Annotated in this window: 15 protein-coding genes; 5 read left to right on the plus strand and 10 right to left on the minus strand. The window is 45.8% G+C overall.

Translation table 11 applies throughout. The features are described 5' to 3' along the window. Positions 1–78: 78 nt before the first annotated feature. Both G3570_RS00365 and G3570_RS00370 read left to right on the plus strand, forming a co-directional pair. A complete protein-coding gene (locus G3570_RS00365) occupies positions 79–1,200 on the plus strand; it encodes a DUF6544 family protein (protein ID WP_165138055.1) in 1,122 nt (373 codons plus the stop codon). Between the two features lie 64 nt (positions 1,201–1,264). Continuing rightward, positions 1,265–2,701, plus strand: coding sequence for a serine hydrolase domain-containing protein (locus G3570_RS00370; RefSeq protein WP_165138056.1), 1,437 nt, complete (start codon positions 1,265–1,267; stop codon positions 2,699–2,701). A 159-nt stretch (positions 2,702–2,860) separates the two neighbouring features. Here G3570_RS00370 and G3570_RS00375 read toward each other — a convergent pair whose 3' ends face one another. Further along, positions 2,861–3,763 (minus strand): LysR family transcriptional regulator, encoded by a 903-nt coding sequence (locus tag G3570_RS00375; RefSeq protein ID WP_165138057.1) that lies wholly within the window; start codon positions 3,761–3,763, stop codon positions 2,861–2,863. 157 nt (positions 3,764–3,920) lie between these two features. Here G3570_RS00375 and G3570_RS00380 point away from each other — a divergent pair, with 157 nt between their 5' ends. Genes G3570_RS00380 through G3570_RS00390 form a run of 3 tightly spaced genes read left to right on the plus strand, consistent with a single transcriptional unit; the run spans position 3,921 to position 8,126 of the window. Beyond that, positions 3,921–4,292 (plus strand): hypothetical protein, encoded by a 372-nt coding sequence (locus G3570_RS00380; RefSeq protein WP_165138058.1) that lies wholly within the window; start codon positions 3,921–3,923, stop codon positions 4,290–4,292. 6 nt (positions 4,293–4,298) lie between these two features. After that, positions 4,299–5,741, plus strand: a complete 1,443-nt coding sequence (locus G3570_RS00385; protein ID WP_165138059.1) for a proton-conducting transporter transmembrane domain-containing protein — start codon at positions 4,299–4,301, stop codon at positions 5,739–5,741. Then, positions 5,742–8,126, plus strand: a complete 2,385-nt coding sequence (locus G3570_RS00390; protein WP_165138060.1) for a DUF2309 domain-containing protein — start codon at positions 5,742–5,744, stop codon at positions 8,124–8,126. It abuts the gene before it with no gap. 119 nt (positions 8,127–8,245) lie between these two features. Here the strand turns inward: G3570_RS00390 and G3570_RS00395 are convergent, their stop codons facing one another. The 9 genes from G3570_RS00395 to G3570_RS00435 form a co-directional block, all read right to left on the minus strand. Further along, positions 8,246–9,190, minus strand: coding sequence for a hypothetical protein (locus G3570_RS00395; protein ID WP_165138061.1), 945 nt, complete (start codon positions 9,188–9,190; stop codon positions 8,246–8,248). 214 nt (positions 9,191–9,404) lie between these two features. Beyond that, positions 9,405–9,869: a hypothetical protein gene (locus G3570_RS00400; protein ID WP_165138062.1), complete on the minus strand. Its 465-nt coding sequence runs from the start codon at positions 9,867–9,869 to the stop codon at positions 9,405–9,407. A 364-nt stretch (positions 9,870–10,233) separates the two neighbouring features. Then, positions 10,234–11,322, minus strand: coding sequence for a sensor histidine kinase (locus tag G3570_RS00405; RefSeq protein ID WP_165138063.1), 1,089 nt, complete (start codon positions 11,320–11,322; stop codon positions 10,234–10,236). 2 nt (positions 11,323–11,324) lie between these two features. Then, complete coding sequence (locus tag G3570_RS00410) at positions 11,325–12,488, minus strand: FIST signal transduction protein (protein ID WP_165138065.1); 1,164 nt, start codon at positions 12,486–12,488, stop codon at positions 11,325–11,327. Position 12,489: 1 nt separating this feature from the next. Continuing rightward, positions 12,490–13,632: an FIST N-terminal domain-containing protein gene (locus tag G3570_RS00415; protein WP_165138067.1), complete on the minus strand. Its 1,143-nt coding sequence runs from the start codon at positions 13,630–13,632 to the stop codon at positions 12,490–12,492. A gap of 1 nt (position 13,633) precedes the next feature. Next, the gene (locus G3570_RS00420) at positions 13,634–14,773 is read right to left on the minus strand and encodes an FIST signal transduction protein (protein ID WP_165138069.1); all 1,140 of its coding nucleotides are present in this window, start codon (positions 14,771–14,773) and stop codon (positions 13,634–13,636) included. A gap of 57 nt (positions 14,774–14,830) precedes the next feature. Beyond that, complete coding sequence (locus G3570_RS00425; RefSeq protein WP_249066541.1) at positions 14,831–15,154, minus strand: EthD family reductase; 324 nt, start codon at positions 15,152–15,154, stop codon at positions 14,831–14,833. Between the two features lie 7 nt (positions 15,155–15,161). Then, positions 15,162–16,322: an FIST signal transduction protein gene (locus tag G3570_RS00430; protein WP_165138071.1), complete on the minus strand. Its 1,161-nt coding sequence runs from the start codon at positions 16,320–16,322 to the stop codon at positions 15,162–15,164. Between the two features lie 14 nt (positions 16,323–16,336). Then, positions 16,337–16,672 (minus strand): DUF6616 family protein, encoded by a 336-nt coding sequence (locus tag G3570_RS00435; RefSeq protein ID WP_165138073.1) that lies wholly within the window; start codon positions 16,670–16,672, stop codon positions 16,337–16,339. Between the last annotated feature and the right edge of the window lie 8 nt (positions 16,673–16,680).

A 16,680-nucleotide genomic window follows, 5' to 3' on the forward strand; every position in this document is an offset into this window, starting at 1 on the left:
GATCAACTATAAATTCTAAATGATTTACAGAATCTTTCCGTCCGTCAAACCTACAACTCTTCTTAAGTCACAATCACCATGGTAGCCAAAATTCTTTTTTCATTTCTGCTGGTCTTGCACGGAGTGATCCATTTCGCGGGATTTTTCAAAGCCTTTGAGATTGGTGAATTCAAAGAGCTAACTGGAGAAATGACCAGAACGGCAGGACTCATATGGCTTTCTTTGGGAATATTATTTCTTGTGACCACTCTCTTATATCTCTTGCAATACCCGTTCTGGGCATCGGTAGGGTTATTTTCCGTGGTCTTCTCTCAGATTCTCATTTTCAGCGCCTGGAGCGATGCAAAATTCGGAACCATTGCCAACCTGATCTTACTAGTACCGATACTAATCGCCTTCATGGGACAGCTTCCGGGCAGCTATGAAAATAGGTTTAGGGCAGAGGTTGAAAAAGGGCTCAATCAGAATGCAGCCAGTGAGTTACTTACAAATGAAGATATTGCACACCTTCCTCAGCCGGTTCAAAAGTATATTCGTTACACCGGTGCTATCGGTAAAGAAAAACTGCAGAACGTGAGGGTCATATTCCGGGGTGATTTCAAGTTGAAATCCGATGCGGATTTTGTGGATTTTCGGTCTGTGCAGTACAACTTTATGCATCCGCCAAAGCGACTTTTTTTAATTGAGTCGGCTCTTTACGGGCTGCCCCTTACGGGTCTGCATAGTTATGTCGGAGCTACTGCTGCCATGCAGATCAGGTTTGCCGGACTGTTTCAAGTGGTGGATGCCAAGGGCCCGGAGATGAATCGCAGTGAGACCGTGACACTTTTTAATGACCTATGTTATCTTGCCCCGGCGGCACTGATCGATAAAAATATCGAATGGGAGACTATTGATTCCACTACGGTAAATGCCACATTCACGAATCAAGGCAATACTATTTCGGCCACACTCTATTTTAATGAAAAGGGTGAGCTGGTCAATTTTTCCTCCGAAGATAGGGCCGAATCCATGGATGGCGAAAGCTATACCAATTATCGGTGGACCACACCACTGAGCGATTACCGGGATTACAACGGCAGGAAACGGGCCTCTTATGGTGAAGCCATCTGGCATAAACCGGAGGGTGACTATGTCTACGCCAAAATCCATCTGGAGCAAATAACCTACAACGCCGATGAGCTGTCACTCTTTGAATAATCAATCAGGAAATGAATCTGCCAATAGCTTTATGAGCTTGTCTATCTGTGGAATCATACTTTTGATGCTTAGCTCATGCTCCGGTACATCCGTCGAGCTGGAGGCATCGCTGGACGATTTTACACGATACCTGGATGAACGCATCCCGGCTTTGATGGAGTGGTATACTGTACCCGGGTTGTCGATTGCACTGGTAGAAGATGGAGAGCCGGTTTGGACCGCAGCTTATGGGTACGCGGACCTAGAGCGCGGTAAAAAATTGAATATTAATGCGATATACAGGGCGGAATCCATATCAAAACCGGTGACTGCATGGGGCGTACTAGCCTTGGCTGAGAAAAACCTAATCGATTTGGATGATCCGATCCTTAAGTACATGAAGGGATGGAAGTTTCCGGACTCCGATTTTGCCGCCGAAGAGGTTACTATCAGAAGATTATTGAGCAACAGTGCCGGACTACCGCCCGGATCTTTGGGCGAGGAATATCCACCCAATGCTGAAAAGCCTACTTTAGAAGAGTATCTGGCTAGGGAGGTGCAGATTCAACGTAACCCTGGAAAAACCTTTGTGTACTCGAATCCGGGCTTCAACCTGCTGGAATTGCTCATTGAAGAGGTAAGCGGTCGTGATTTCAGCGAGTATATGCAGAATGAGGTGCTACGTCCGCTTGGAATGGAGAGCTCAAGCTTTAGCTGGGAGGAGGAATGGTCATCCCGTGTTCCTGTGGGTTATGATCTGAAGGAGAGACCTGTCGGACCCTATGTATATCCTTACCGGGCCTCAGGTGGACTCTTTGCCACGGTTGAAGATATCGCACGGTTTGCAATTGCCGGGGCTGTAAATCTGAAAGAAACAAAGTCGAAGTTATTGGACCGGGAGAGTATCCGTGAAATGCATACACCCCAGGTACCCATGTCAGGTATTTTTGGTTTTGTGGCCGATTCTTACGGTTATGGTCATTTTATCGAGACCTTGCCAGAGGGAGAAAAAGCAGTTTGGCACGGGGGACAGGGTCATGGCTGGATGACCCATTTTCATCTGATCCCGGAAACAGGCGATGCGATCGTAGTCTTTACCAACAGCCAACGCAGCTGGCCCATGATGGCAGAGATACTTAATGAATGGTCTCAATGGGAAGGATACGGACCCGTCAAATTCAGCCGGATCATAACATTGGTCACAGCACTTTGGGTACTCACCGGTATGTTCTTTCTGTTGGCACTCTACCGGGGCATCAGAACATTCTATGAATGGAGAGGCGGCAGACGGAAAGTGTTGCTCAAACTGCAACCGTTAACAACGCGACGTGCACTTGAATTCCTGCTGTGGGTAGCTATCACTACCATTTTAGTTTGGTCAGTGAACCAGGAGTACCTGTTCCTTTCCTCAGTATTCCCGCTTGGGTCGTCACTGTTGGGGTGGGTACTGCTGTTTCTTTCAGTCGTCCTGCTGTTTTCAATTATCACACCCTTAAACAAAGCGAATAAAAGCATCGGATAACAACTTAAAAGGGATGAAATAGCTGTTTAGAGCTTATTATAATATTGTTGTATGCTCAAACAATAGTAATATGCTTGTTACTCAATTTTCAAAATATAGGTCTTGATTTGATGAGAAGAGTAGAAACAAGATAAAAGCTATGGGAAAAACTCTTTACCACTAGGGTGTATACTGCTCCAGATTTTTTTCTTGCAGGAAAGAGATAAAATTCTGGGTGACCGGAGATAGCTTCTTCTCTTTTTTATACAACATGTGCCACCGGGTCAGAATAGGGAAATCGTCAATTTGCAATATACTGATCTGGTCCAAAGAGAGTTCATTTCCCATACTTAGCCTGGAGATTACCGAGATACCGATTCCCGCCATAATGGCCTGCTTCACAGCTTCATTGGTACTCAGTTCCATAGCCGGTTTCACCGGGATGCCTTTTTTGCCTAGGTAGCGCTCCATTACCATACGTGTACCTGAACCCAGCTCACGATAGATATGGGTCTGTTCTGCCAGCTGCTCACTTGTAACAGTCTTACACTTCGTTAAGGGATGCTCAGGTGGAGCTGCCATAACCAGCGGATTATCAAAGAATGGTATCGCTTCAATAGAGTCACCATCAGGCAGTTGTGTAAGCACCGCCAGATCAAATTCATTTTCTGACAAATGACGCAGTACTTCATTCCTATTGGTCACCTTCAGAGAGATTTTTACCAGCGGGTAACGTTGCTGGAATTCACCCAGCAGATAAGGAACAAAATACTTGGCTGTGGAAGCAGCGGAAATGGAGAGCGTACCTTTCAGTCCGCCCTGCAATTCAGATACTGCTGAATCAAAGGATTCCAGCTCCTGATTGATATTGGTGTATGCATCGTAAAGGCGCTCCCCGGCATTGGTAAGGTAGAGCTTTCGTCCTACTACATCTATGAGCGGTATACCCACAGATTCCTGAAGCTGTTTTATCTGTATGGAGACGGCCGGCTGTGACATGTGCAGCTGTCGAGCCGCTTCCGTCATGCTTTTATGGCGAGCAACCATTCCAAAGACACGAAGCTGATGAAGAGTGAAATTCATATCATAAACATTTATTTATGCAAAAGATCAAAAATATTAATTTTAATAAATATAAAAAACAACTTAATCTAGGGCGTTTTGAAGAATAAAAGTCCACAAATAGTGGGAATGACGGCAAAGGCAAACAAAAGGTACTCCAAAGGTAAAATGAGAACAGATGAGCTACCTGGCACGTCTCTGCTACGATCAACATAAAAACCGTAACCTAAACTTTGAACAGACATATATGGAAAACCCAGGAAACAACCATACCGGGTTTGAGCTGGTAAAGGGTGAATTCACAACGGCTGAAGCCCGCGAGGTACTGACAAATCTGATCAACAGTAAACTCCGGTTTCACAGTAAAAAGAACCTGCAGGCTTATGAGCAATCAGGTAAAACAGATCCCAACTCAGAAAGTCGTATTCAGGAGTTGAAGCAACTTCGAAAACAGCTGCTGGAAGATCTCAACGAAGCCAGAGAAGAGGATTGCATGGTAGAGCTTCAAGCTTCCATAAATCTCAAGTTCTTAAAACCGGTCAGGAGTTAATTGAACATGAATATCAGACCTACCGAAAATATAACTCATAAGAACAGGAGCTTTTCCAAAGTGATCATCAGTATTATTTGGGCCTTATTCCTGCTCTTTTTAACGGCAACCGGTATCTCATTTTTCATGCCGGTCAGCTGGAGCGTTGAGGGAATCCTGGTGGTCGACCAGCTAAGCCTGCTTATGGGTACTGTGCTAACCCTGTTCAGTGGCATCGTGATAAGCTACTCCAGCCGTTACCTGGCGGGACATGCTAAGCTATCGCGGTTTCTCCTAAACTGTCTGATGTTTACTGCAGCCGGTTTTTTGATGGTCATTTCCGATCATGTGCTGCTCTTCACTATAGCCTGGCTGGGCATGGGTTTATGCATGTCTGAGCTTATCGGCGGGTACACCCACGTTCTTGAAGGGGCAGCCTCCCGGAAGAATGCCCGAAAGTATTTCCTGCTGAGCACCTCGCTGCTGGCCGGAGGTTTTGGCTTGCTGGGGATTCAAACCGGTACCTGGACTATTACCGGTATAATCAGTGCCATTGAAACCGCCTCAGGCGGACATTGGATGCTGCAAGCGGCTGTTCTGCTGTTAATCCTGGCGGCTTTCATACAATCAGCATTGTTCCCATTTCAGCGCTGGCTGATGTCTTCGATGACGGCGCCGACACCAGCTTCTGCACTCATGCACGCTGGATTTGTCAACGCAGGAGCCATTCTGCTTACACGTACGGCTCCCCTCTTGTTTGTCACCGACTTGCTTTGGTTACTGGTGATCGCCGGTGGCATCGGAGCTTTAATCGGGAAATTCAGCAAATTTGTGCAGGCCAATATCAAACAGAAGCTGGCCTGTTCAACTACCGCACAGATGGGATTCATGCTGCTTCAGTGCGGACTGGGATTCTTTTCCGCAGCCATAACCCACCTCATCCTGCACGGCTTTTACAAAGCTTATCTCTTCCTCTCTTCCGGGAGTGGAGTGAGTCAGGAAACACCTTATGCTTCAGATAACGAGCAATGGCGTGCCTGGCAGCTTCCGGTAACCATTGCCAGCGGACTTGCGGGAGGCTTCCTCTTTGCCTACACCACAGGCAAGGGCCTAGAACTGAATAGCGGTTTATTTCTGACCCTGGTGATTGTCCTCACAGTCATCCACGGTGCCCAGGACTGGATGAAACAGGCTGCACTCTCGGCAAAGATCAAGCTCATCATGCTTCCCGTGGTGATTGTGCCGGCCCTGCTGGCCTATGCCCTGTTTTTTGATGCTATATCCCTGCTACTTGCGGGAATGCCAATGGCCGAAACCCCACTGCCCGTTACCTGGGATCAAATTACAATCGGAATTATCTACCTGGTCACATTTCTAATCATTGAACTAAAGCTGTATAGAAAATCCAGACGGCTCTACGTAAGCCTGCTCAATATCTCCCAACCCAAATCAAATACCATTCTCCAATAGATGAAATATCAACGTATTCAATCTCATATAGAGGAACTTTCGGAGCAACTCGTTAAAAACTGGCCCTTGTACTCATTTGTGACGTCCAATCCTCTGAGTGGCCTGGAAGAGCTTCATTTTGAGGATGCGGTCACTCAACTCCGCAACTATATTTCCATAGAGGGATATCCATCTACGTCAGTATTCAGACAGGCCCTGCTTGAGGATGAAATTAATCACAAACTCATTGAGAACCATCTCCTTCAAAAAGGGATTACGCTCAGTGTAGAAGAATCCCTGGAGCGGATGAAGTTACTGGAAGAACAAAACGAGAAAGAGAAGGTGCTTGGGGATGTTGATCGCCACCTGATAAAATGGCTGACGGTCTTTATGGATCAGGGATCCACGGAGTGGAATATGCCCAATCGCGAAGCGGGATTCTACAAAGCCTGGCGTGAGATTGCCTCATATGACACTTCCCTGCCAAATAGGGAAATGCTCAATGCGCTACCAAAGGATTCTTATGCAGCAATACAGGAGATCCTAAGTGCAAATGATCCTGAGAATCAGAGGGAGATACTGAAACATCACCTGATGGCTCTGCCCGGATGGACCGGTTATATTGCCTATCGCGAGGAAAACGAACACGACTGGCAAAAGGTAAGTCCGGTGACGCTGACCGACTACCTTGCGGTTCGCCTTGCCCTCTATGCTCTCTTCGGGCAGGATATCAAACACGATGGAGATACGAAAAACAATAAGCAGCAAAACGAGGAGGACATCCTTAAAGGCGCCTGGTTGAAAGCAATGGAGCAGACTTATCAGGAGAAACTGTTTCAAAAAGTGTCAGCCGGAAATAAAAACGGTCAGTCGGACACCGAGGAATCTCCGGAAGCCCAGATGGTGTTCTGCATCGACACCCGCTCGGAGCGCATCCGGCGTGCCGTGGAACAGGCGGGACCATACCAGACCTTCGGATATGCAGGATTCTTTGGCATAGCCATGGATTACAAACATCCCGAAAAGAATATCACCAACAAGTCTTGTCCCCCGATTGTCAACTCCGCATATCTGGCAACCGAAGTAACCGACGAAAGCCGGACCGGAAAAATGGAAACATTTGATTACTACAACAACCTCAGAAAAGCCCTGCTTCGGTTTAGATTCACACTGAAGAACAACATACCGGCCTCTTTTGGCTATGTAGAGTCAGCAGGCTTCTTTTACGGACTGGCACTGCTCCTGAAAACACTGGTCCCGGATCTGGTCCATCGTTTCTTTGAACGAATCACAAATTATACCGGAAAGCCGGAATGGTTTAGCGAAGTCACCTTGACTCATAACGAACACGAGGGCAATAATGCCGAGCAGCATCTTTCAACCGCAGAGAGAGCGGGAATAGCCAAAGCAGCTTTTGAGGCGATGGGCTGGCAGCACTTTGCTCCCATAGTGGTCTGGGCGGGACACGGTAGCGAAACGGCCAACAATCCCTTCGGTTCCAGCCTGGATTGTGGGGCATGCGCCGGCAACAAAGGCCGTCATAATGCACGTGTGATGGCTCGGATCTGCAATGATACTGACGTGCGGAATCTGCTGGCAGCCGAATACGATATTCAAATTCCCGATGAAACGTGGTTTGTAGCTGCTGAACATAATACCACTACAAATCACATTGAGCTGTATGATCAGCAGGTACCGGCCCGGTTCAGGCAACAGGTGGATGAACTGAAAAAGAATCTGGCAACGGCCCAGGTCTATGCAAACAAGGAGCAATTCGATATCCCAGCTGCAGATGCAGAGCTTACCGCCCGCGAGGCAGCGCGGCGTGCTTCGGATTGGGCTGAGACCAGGCCGGAATGGGGATTGGCAGGTAACGCCTCCTTCATCATAGGGCCGCGTAAACTGACTTCAAATCTTAATCTGGAGGCACGCAGCTTCCTACACTCCTACAACTGGGAAAAAGATCCAAGTGGAGATCAGCTGACCGCCATATTACAGGGTCCCATGGTGGTAACCCAGTGGATCAACAATCACTACTACTTCTCCTCGGTTGACAACGACCATTTCGGGGGAGGAAGTAAAGTAACCCAGAATGTTACGGGTAAATACGGAGTCGTGCAGGGCAATGGCGGAGACCTCCGGTGCGGGCTGCCGCAAGAATCACTGCAGGTGGATGACTCCAGGCAGCAACATATTCCCCTCCGACTCACGGTACTCATACAGGCACCTAAAGAAAGGGTAGAATCCATCATCCAAAAGCATAACGATACGCTGGGAAGACTGGTGCAAAACGAGTGGATTTATCTCGCGGTGATGGATCCGCAGGAAGGAAATACTATTACCTCCCTTAACAAGATACAGAGGCAACAGGAGGAGGTTGAATCAGAGAGTATGGCCATCTACTAGGACTAATCGACCTAAAAGAAGACAGTTTCGATAAGGAACCCTAATATATGAAACCCGGCCTCGAACCGGGTTTCATAAAATGATTTGGTATAAGAGTATACCGAAGTAATGTAATCTGTCTATTCTTCTACGGTAAATTCTTGATACGCTTTGTTGGCAATTTCCTGCTCAGAAATCCAGGCATACCTGCCGGGTTCAAAGTCTATCGTAAAGTAGGCTGTATTCCCCATTGGCATTTCATGGGTACCACCGATAAAGGTTGTCGGTCCGGGATTTTCAGCAGTGGATACCAGTCCTTCAGCCCTCATAAAGTCAATCCATCTGGCAACCTCTTCTATGTCGGTTGATTCATCAAGCTTGGCAACATGCACATCCTTGCCGATGAGTCCCGGATTCTCTTGCTGAAAATGCACTGCTACCAGCTGCTCTCCGGCTCTGGGTTGCCCTTCCACATCTAACCCTTCGTCTGTAATGGTAATTTCTATGTCAGGTGACTGTGGTTCCCGGGCTTGCGTCGTATCGCTCTTCACATGCAAGTCTTCATACATGCCCATGTTCCAGTGGAAGGTACCGTCAGGCATTTTTACATAGCATTCCATTACATAGTCGCCGGGAGCCATAAAGAGGGTGGCCTCAGCAGTACGTCCCGGTGAAGTATACCCGGTACCTCCCCGGAATACCAGGTCACCGAACCATTCCGGCAATTCACCGAATTTAGCCATGGCTTCTTCATTTTTACCTTCCATCATCAGATACGAGGACTCCTGAAATACCGGACTGACTTCAGTTAAAAAATCCTCACTGGTTTTGTCTCCAGGCAAATAGTCGAAAAAGATGAAGTGGATGAAAGGACTGGCGTTGATCAGTCGAAAGGTTGTCCAGCCTGCGGCGATGGTATCTGTTTCGGTTCGAAAAAGATGCCTGTCGTTTTCGGTATCGTATATTGCCCTAACTTCTACAACAGGGGGTTCCTCGGAAGAGGTATCCTTGGTTTGTTCGGTGCTGCATCCAACAAATATTCCAAATACATAAACTAGAAGAACTGCTTGATTTATCGATTTCATACCCATCCCAATAATTTATTCTTAGCTAAATATTACCTTATGAAAATAGAAAAAATTCAAAATTGCCAATTTGTTGATAAAAATTCCTCAGAATTAAATTAGATGATACCCACGATATGAAAGTTTGCGAGGTTACAACATATTGGGATTTCAGCTGGGAGGAAAGCTCTCACCCTAAAATGAAGGTTGGGATAAGCTTGATTTAATGCACTATTCACTGTTTAACCACCTTTGGGCCGCCTTTTCTTTCAAACTTGTTCTTGAGGTAACGGGTGGCCTTCTCCTTTTTATCTCGATCATATTTGAAATCAATATGAATGGCTTTGGGATCGCCCAGCAATTTAAAAGGCGGACTTATTTTCCAGTAGCTGTGGGTGAAAAGAATATTGCTGATTTCTTCATACGGAATCTCTTTTGTATGAAATACTCCTTGGCGCGACATTTTACTGTCTTGAAAGACAATGCGGTGTCGGAAGCCGTATAGCATGGAATAGAGGGCGCTCAGGCACACCAGGACCATGAATATGGCAAGCAGTACGGCTTGCATTCCTGCATACTCTATAATCTCCAGGCTTTTAACAGCCATATATGATGCCCCGGCAATGGCCACAAGTCCGCCGGTTACCTGGTAGATTTTCCATCCTTTACTGACTTCCAGGATTATGGGCTCTATTTTCATGATTTAGGTCTCTTTTGATTGCAAATGAGTGATAACCGAATAGCAACATCCCTAAATGAAGTATCGATTACCTTCTCTCTTGAAAGTGAATACTATTTATAAGTGCAAAATCCCATATATAGGGTGCAGCAAATCGCACTGAGATTAGCATAATTTTGAATGTTTTGCCAGTGTTTAAAGAAGTCCTAATAAGTGGTTAACGCTATGGCGGAAGAATTTTCCAATTTCTTCATCTAGCAACCGGTCCCATGGGGACCGCATGTCGGTAGAAAATATTAACGGGACATTTAACAATCATTCCTAATCCGGAAACCGGTTAGGTTGAGATTTCAATTCAATGCACCGGAAGAATCTTGGCATCAGGTTAACCGAAAAGTTTAATCTTGAATATCGTCTGACCGGGTTTTGAATATACCTCGATGGTGCCACCGTGTGCTTTTATAATATCATTGGTGATACTCAGACCGAGTCCCGTGCCTTCTGTTCCTTTCTTCGTGGTAAAAAAGGGTTGCATAATTTTATCCTTCATCTCCTCCGGAATACCCGGCCCATTGTCCTCAATCTCCAGGATGATATTTGAGTCCTTGCTATAGGTTTTAACTGTAAGTCTGGGCTCATAGTGATTTTCAGTTTTGTCCGATTGCTGTCGGTTGTCAGCTGACAGCCTCTCCCTCATAGCGTCGAAGGCATTATTACAAAGATTCACGATAACACGAGAAAAATCTTCGACAACGAGCGGCACCGTACCTAAGGATTCATCCAGCTGCATATCGAAATCCACATTGATCGGTTGTTTGCTTGCGCGCATACCATGAAAGGCCAGATTCACATACTCTTTGATTAGCTGATTAAAAGGTGTTGCTACCATTTCTCCGCTGCCGCCCCGGCTATGTTCCAGCATCGAGGTAACGATGCCGTCGGCACGGCTTCCGTGCTCATGAATCTTTTGCAGGTTCATCTCCACATCATTTAGGATGTCATTCAATTCAACAAGTAGATCACCCTGTGGGGGTGTATCATGCAACGCCCCTACGGATTTGATTTCGTCCCGTGCTTCTTCAATCAGCTCAATGGATAGTTCCGAAAAATTATTCACAAAATTGAGTGGATTCTTAATCTCATGGGCAATACCGGCTGTGAGCTGGCCTAGGGAAGCAAGCTTTTCCTGCTGGACAAGCTGATTTTGGGCGGCCTTTAAATCCTTCAATGATTTTTGCAGAGCTTCATTGGTCTCCTCGACAGCTTTTCTTTTCAGCTCGAGTTCTTCGATAGTCTCCTCGAGAAGGATCGCGGTTGTGCGCTTTACTTTTTCCGTGCGATCCAGTTTAAAGGATAAAATCTGAAGCTCTTTATCAGCGGCTTTTAATGACTTCAAAACAGATTCCTTCTGCTCATCCGGTATGTTTGAATTTTGCTGAATGAAGTCAGCTACAGATTGCAGATTTTTATCCATGTTTATTTTTCCCTTAATGCAACAACGCAACAGGCATTGTTATGGAATTCATTGTCACCGATTTTTGATTTTCCATATTCGCCATATGTAAAAAATCCCGCCATAGGTGCATTCCAAATATTTTGAACCTGATCGATTTCTTCTTTGATGGAAGCTCCAAACGACAAATGTCGGCTCACACATGAAAACATGATTAACGCATCGGCTTGCTTCTCTTCATCATCTTTAATGCTGGCACACTCTGAAACAACGGTTTCAATGGCATCAAAATCAGGAGGCATTGCAAACTTGATTTTGGATCCTTGTGGCACACTGCCTGTACAAATAAGTGATCGGTTTTCACTATTGGCAAATCGGGTAGCACGTATCACGGTATCCCCGTTGTCACGCTCCAGCTGCAGTGGGTAATACCAGGAATTTAGAAATGCCACGATGCCTTTATTTTGCTCTTGTTCCACCTCAACACCAAGATATTTCATTAACATGTCCAAAGCCGGTTTATCATCTATGGTGTAGACGATATTGCCTTCGCTTTTCGTTACAGTTTTTGCAGTACCAATGGCATTCCACCCACACGTTGCTATGCCTCTTACATCAATTTTATCCCCGTCAATAATCATAGCAAGCAAGGCGTTGTCGTGACACTTTTCGTTGGTAAAAACAAGTGGTTTTTCAGCTATTAAATCGTCTCCGGCCATGCCACCAAATATGGTTAATTCACCATTAGTGGGCGTTAGAGGTTCTCCGAACCCTTGTATGATGCCTTCCATGATTTGATCACCATCAATGAACACGCCTCCAGTTGCAACAATAAAAGCGGGATTCTGGAATGGTTTTTTCCCAATGACACCTAGTTTTTTGGCATCTTTGAATGCAGTTTGCGGATTTACTTCGATAAATTCCAGCTTAAAATAATCCGGATTTAAATCGAATAAAAGCATGACAGTGCTACCTTCTTCGATATCACCATCAATAAATTCTCCCGCCGTGGTGGCACCAAAAATCTGTATATCTTTTTCGTCAAGTAATCTTGATATAGCTTCCCGGTCTTGTTGTACGGAGAGAAATACAACGGCTAAGGTAGGCTTGAATTCGTCTGTTGCAATGTGCTCGAGTGCTACTTTGATATCCTCAACAGACTTTCCTTTTATTGATTTTGCCTTCATATCATTTTTCCCTCAATGCCAAAACGCAGCAGGTGTTGTTATGGAATTCATGTTTTCCACCTTTTGACCTTCCATATTCACCATAGGAGAAAAACCCGATCATTGGAGTTTGCCATACCTCACTTACACGGCTTATTTCTTCGCTGGTCATAACGCCGAAAGACAGGTACCTGCTAATACAGGAAAACATGATAACGGAATCGGCCTGCTCAAGCTGTTCTTCTTTAACCGCGGTGCACTCTTCAACAACGGTATCTATCACGTCAAAATCAGGCGGCAGTGAGAATCGTACTTTGGCTCCCTGGGGGATCTTTCCGGCACAGACCAGAGAGCGATCTTCCGTATTTCCCAGCATGGCTGTTCTCATTACTGCCGGAGCTCCTTCTCTTTCAAGCTGTAGTGGATAATAGGCGCCAAGGCTGAACACCGTGTTGTTCATCGGTTCGTCGCTGAGGCTTAATCCCAGATATTTCATAACCAGATCGAGTGCAGGTTGATCATCTATTGTATATACAACATTGCCTTTGCTTTTGGTTATGGTTTTGGCAATGCCAATGGGCTTCCATCCGCAGGTTGCCACTCCAGACAAATTGATCTTGTCCTGATCAATAATCAAGGCCAATATTCCCGTGACACTGCTTCTTCCCTGTGTAAATACTTTTGGGCCGGTCAGCATCTGATCATCGCCGGCCATTCCTCCGAATATGGTGGCGTTTCCACCAAACCCTTCGTCAAGTCCCTTGATAATATCTTCGCCATCCATGTGATTGCTCCATCCTGACAAAAGGATAAAACCGGCATTTTCAAAGAAGTTTTTGCCTTGCTCCCCCAATTGTCTGGCTATATCGTACTCATTGTGATTTACGGCTTCAAGAAACAGAAGCCTGAAATGGGCCGGATTCATATCCAGCAGCATGATGGTAATGCTTTCTTCCTGAATATCACTGCTGATGAATTCTCCCGATGACGTTGCTCCGAAAATCTGAATATCCTGCCGGTGCAGGATGTCGCAAACTGCTTCGATATTTTGTTTAATTGACATGAAGACAATCGCCAGTGAAGGGCTATAGCCACCATCCAGGCATTGAGTCAACTTTTCCTGTATCTCTTCGGAAGAATCTCCTTTTATTGTTTCAGCTTTCACATCACTCCTCTTTAAGTGCTACACAGCACGTAGTTAGGTTGTGCATCTCCAGGTTACCGCCTGACATTCTTCCCAATTCGGCATTGGAAAACATGCCTGCCATGGGCACATTCCAAACCTCTTTGATACCTTCTAATTCGGCATTCATCATAGGTCCAAAGGAGAGTATTCTGCCTCCGCAGCTGAATACTACCAGGGCATCGGCTTCGGGCATTTCAGAATCCTTCAGATTTTGAACACCTTTTACCACCTTTTCCATCACATCCCAGTCCGGCGGAACCGAAAATCGAATTTTTGAACCCTGAGGTACCGTGCCGCTCGTGTAATAGGAGTGGTCATCCCAGTCAACAACCAGAGGCGGACGCATCACCGGGTCTCCTTTTTCCTTTTGTAATTGCAATGGAAAATTAGCAGCAAGCTCTACCATAACATCCTTATTCTCAGGCGTTATATTTTCAAGACCGCCGTACCTGGTAGTAATGTCCAGTGCAGGGGATCCGTCTATAGTAAATACGTGATTGCCCTCGCTTTTGGTCACGGTCTTTTCTGTACCCACGGCTTTCCAGCCACAGGTGGCAATCCCTTTCATTTTTACTTTCGACTGATCAATAGCCATCAATATGATCCCTTTGTTGTTTTCCCAGTTATTGGTAAATACAAAGGTTTCCTCAAACTTGTAGTCATCCGCGGCGGCTCCTCCAAAGGCGTTGACCTCTTCGCCGGCTTCATCCTGCAATCCTAACAATACCTGTTCACCATCAGTGGCCGCACCGCTGATAGCCAGCAGGAACCCCACATCCGAATACTCTTTCATAGCCTCCCCGGCCAGCCAAGCGGCTGTTTGGCGATAATTGTCTGATTCAAACTCCCCGTGATAAATCCTGAAGTTTTCGGGGTTCATGTCGAGGAGAAGAACGACAATAGATTTAGATTCCGGTGTTTCGTCAATGAACTCTCCATTGGTGGTTGAGCCGAATACGGTAATCCCTTTTTGATCAAGCATTCGGGAAACTGCTTGTCTGTCACGGGAGACGGACATAAATACGATCGCCAGGGTAGGAGTAAACCCGTCACGCATACTTTCCTGAAGTGAGGTCTGTATTTCCTCCTGAGATGTACCTTTAATGGATTTTGCGATCATTTGAATCAACAGTTTAAGTGAAGAGCCTATTTGTGAACAAGATTAAGAGAAGTTGTATCAACCTACAATTTCACTGATCTGTCCAACCGGTTCAATATCGGTAAAGTTGGGTAGGTCGGCCATCAATGTCGGTGCAGCTTTTTCAAAAGCTTCTCCAAACTCTTCCATTGATTTGAAGTAGAGGTTAGCGATAGCTACATACCGGGCCGGCGTATCCGGTTCTGTTGATGCAAGTCCCTTTTCATAGCTGGAATCCTGAAGAGCCGTACCCAATGTTTTTGACACCAATGGCAGATGTTTGCTCAGATAATAGTCCATATCAAACGATTTGCCTTCCTTGTTGGGATAAAGTACACTTACCTTAATCATTCCTGTTTTCATGTTGCTTTTATTTGGTTGGTTGTTTTTCAGTTAATGTTACCCAGCTACACGTAGTGCCGTGGAAAGTTGCTGTTCCTCCTTCTACTGAACCGAATTCACCAAGGCTAAAATACCCTGCCATCGGTACCTTCCATACATCATTTAAGCCATTAATTTCATCATCCACCAGAGGTCCAAGGGTCATTTGCCGGCCTATGCAAGAAAAAATCAATAAAGCATCTGCTTTTGGTAATTTTTGATCTTTTACGGACTGTGCACTTTCAATCACAGTTTCGACAATATCAAAATCAGGGGGGAGGGAAAAACGTATTTTTGATCCCTCAGGAATTTGTCCACCGCATAAAATTGCACCGGTTTCCGGTTTGACCTGTATTGGCGGTTTCATGACCGGGTTGCCTTCCTTTGGAGTCACCTGGAGAGGATGGGGGTTTCCAATTTGCCTTAACAGATCGTCATTGTCATCCAGATCGACGTCAGCTCCGGTAAAGCGTAACAGTACATCCAAAGCCGGTTCATCATCAATGGTATAGACCCAGTTGCCTTCACTTTCGGTCACGGTTTTCAGGGTTCCGGCCGGTTTCCATCCGGAGACGGCAAGACCGTTGACTTCAACGTGATCCTGATCTATGATGAGGCAAATGATCCCATGCTGGTATTGTTCATGGTTGTTAAAAACAATGTGGTTTGCCCAGAAAGGTTTTCCGCCTGAGATGCCCCCCATGAGAGTGACGTCCTCACCGGCTCCCGACAAAAACCCTTCAGCAATGGCCTCCCCGGGTACGTCCATCTGTGAAACAGAGACGATGAAAGCAGGTCGTTCAAACCTTTCAGATCCCAACCGGGCTATATTCTGAGCGACGTTGACTGCGGATTCATAATCACCTGTGGGAATAGGCTTGATTTCAAGCCTGAAATATTCAGGATCAAGGTCCATTAACAGGACGGTGCCTTCATCATTGGTTATCCCCCGGTCTGTAAAAAGATCCGGTGTATTGGCTCCGAAAACTGTGATATCGAATTCGTCAAGCATTTTGGCAATACCCGATGAATCGAAACCGGATGGTACGAAAACCACTCCCAACGACGGTTTATAGCCATTTGCCATTTCCTGTTCGAGAGCAGATCGAATGGCTTCTACTGATTTATCTGTGATTGTTTTTGCTTTCATTTGGTTAAAAGAAATTACAGTTCAAGCATCTTGCCAATCACTTCGTCGGGTGACATCAGAGATCCGGACAGATTCACCTGTTCAAAATAGTCGTACCATCCTGCAGACTCTACAATTGATTGAAATTCCTTTAGCATATCGTCATCGGGCAGTTTGGTGACCATAAAGAAATTATATTCTGACTTGTAATCTGTTTCGTCTTCATTGAGACCCCAGGCTTCAATAACAGCTCCTCTATTAATAAGATCCTCCATCACAGGGCCAATTTGTGCTACATAATCCTGTCGCTCTTTGAGTGAGAGCTTTAACCAGGCATCCCTGGCCTTACATAATTCAATAAAGACTTTCATAGGATTAA

Source organism: Halalkalibaculum roseum (assembly GCF_011059145.1).
Classification (GTDB): Bacteria; Bacteroidota; Rhodothermia; order Balneolales; family Balneolaceae; genus Halalkalibaculum; species Halalkalibaculum roseum.

Coding starts and splice junctions, on each gene's coding strand:
- G3570_RS00385 (WP_165138059.1), top strand. CDS start 4,299: ATGAATATCAGACCTACCGAAAATATAACTCATAAGAACAGGAGCTTT.
- G3570_RS00435 (WP_165138073.1), bottom strand. CDS start 16,672: ATGAAAGTCTTTATTGAATTATGTAAGGCCAGGGATGCCTGGTTAAAG.
- G3570_RS00380 (WP_165138058.1), top strand. CDS start 3,921: ATGAGCTACCTGGCACGTCTCTGCTACGATCAACATAAAAACCGTAAC.
- G3570_RS00370 (WP_165138056.1), top strand. CDS start 1,265: ATGCTTAGCTCATGCTCCGGTACATCCGTCGAGCTGGAGGCATCGCTG.
- G3570_RS00375 (WP_165138057.1), bottom strand. CDS start 3,763: ATGAATTTCACTCTTCATCAGCTTCGTGTCTTTGGAATGGTTGCTCGC.
- G3570_RS00390 (WP_165138060.1), top strand. CDS start 5,742: ATGAAATATCAACGTATTCAATCTCATATAGAGGAACTTTCGGAGCAA.
- G3570_RS00365 (WP_165138055.1), top strand. CDS start 79: ATGGTAGCCAAAATTCTTTTTTCATTTCTGCTGGTCTTGCACGGAGTG.
- G3570_RS00430 (WP_165138071.1), bottom strand. CDS start 16,322: ATGAAAGCAAAAACAATCACAGATAAATCAGTAGAAGCCATTCGATCT.
- G3570_RS00395 (WP_165138061.1), bottom strand. CDS start 9,190: ATGAAATCGATAAATCAAGCAGTTCTTCTAGTTTATGTATTTGGAATA.
- G3570_RS00425 (WP_249066541.1), bottom strand. CDS start 15,154: ATGAAAACAGGAATGATTAAGGTAAGTGTACTTTATCCCAACAAGGAA.
- G3570_RS00405 (WP_165138063.1), bottom strand. CDS start 11,322: ATGGATAAAAATCTGCAATCTGTAGCTGACTTCATTCAGCAAAATTCA.
- G3570_RS00400 (WP_165138062.1), bottom strand. CDS start 9,869: ATGAAAATAGAGCCCATAATCCTGGAAGTCAGTAAAGGATGGAAAATC.
- G3570_RS00420 (WP_165138069.1), bottom strand. CDS start 14,773: ATGATCGCAAAATCCATTAAAGGTACATCTCAGGAGGAAATACAGACC.
- G3570_RS00410 (WP_165138065.1), bottom strand. CDS start 12,488: ATGAAGGCAAAATCAATAAAAGGAAAGTCTGTTGAGGATATCAAAGTA.